General features: G+C 62.6%; 1 protein-coding gene. It reads left to right on the top strand.

What is annotated here, in order from left to right; genetic code table 11:
• On the top strand, nt 1-881 hold an 881-nt coding region (locus AB0G14_RS35835; protein ID WP_357705272.1), incomplete at its 5' end, for an amidase family protein.
• Between the last annotated feature and the right edge of the window lie 289 nt (nt 882-1,170).

The following is a 1,170-nucleotide window of genomic DNA, read 5'->3' as shown; positions in this document are numbered from 1 at the left end:
CGCGCACGGCCGCAACATCATGCACGCCCTCACCGAACTCGCCACCGGCCGTCCCTGGCTACCCGCAACCGGAACGACCACCTGATCAGTCACCGCTGGACTACATCGGCGCGTTTCGTGACGGCGCGGAAGGCGAACGTCCGCTCGCGGGTAAGCGCATCGCCTACTCGCCGGACATGGATCTGTTCCCGGTGGAGGCGTCAGTTGAGCGTGTTGTCCGCCGAGCCCTCGAGGCTTTCGAGGAGGCTGGGGCAATGGTTGATCAGGTGAAGCTGGGGCTCAATGAGATCCAGGTCACCGATCTGGGCGGCAGGAATCGGCGGCCACTGACCAGCCAGTACTTCGCCGACACCTGGGTGCTCATGCAGGCTGGCTTGTACGGCCACGCCCGGGACCTGTTCCTGGAGTTCGGCGTTCCGGTGGATCTGCGCGAGCACAAGGAGCAGTTGACGCCACAGTTTGCTGCCATGCTCAACCGGTCGGAGACGCTTTTGGCCGAAGAGTACCGGCACCTCGACTTCTTGCGCGCCGACGTGCTGCACAAGCTGAACGTCGTCCTGGAAGCCTATGACTACATAGTCACGCCGACGGTTGCCGTCGCGGGCGTCCAGAACGCTAACAATGGCAATACCCTTGGCCCGTCGGCTATCAACGGTGTCGCCGTCGATCCGCAGATTGGTTGGTGTTTGACCTATCCGGTCAACTTCAGCGGTCATCCCGCGATGAGTCTGCCGGCTGGCTTCGCGCCGAATCCCCTGGGGGGCCCGAAGCTGCCGGTTGGCCTGCAGGTCATCGGTCGCATGAAGCGGGATGACGGGGTCATCACCGCTGCTGCCGCCTACGAACAGCGCAATCCGTGGTACCACCACTACCCGCGGTAGTCAATGGTGTCCATGCCATGGCTGTCGTTCATCTGAAGGGGCAGGCGCGACTCCTTGCTACCGCAAGGAGTCGCGCGTTCCTCCTCTCCCAATCCTGTTACCTGCAATAATCAGGCCGTTGCGTTCGGCCTGATTATTGTCAGGGGGCGCGGAAAATGTCTGAGGGACGTCTCGTGACCTCGACCGGTGTCTGTTAGCCTCGATGATTCGCGCCTGACGCCGGCTCCTTCGGCCCGGCACGCCTAATCGTTGTTTATCGATGCTGCTGGGTTCCGGGCATGGTGGTGGG

This window comes from Micromonospora sp. NPDC023814 (assembly GCF_040639595.1).
Lineage (GTDB): Bacteria > Actinomycetota > Actinomycetes > Mycobacteriales > Micromonosporaceae > Micromonospora.
The sequence above is the reverse complement of the archived record's forward strand: the minus strand, read 5'-3'. Positions and strand labels throughout refer to the sequence as shown.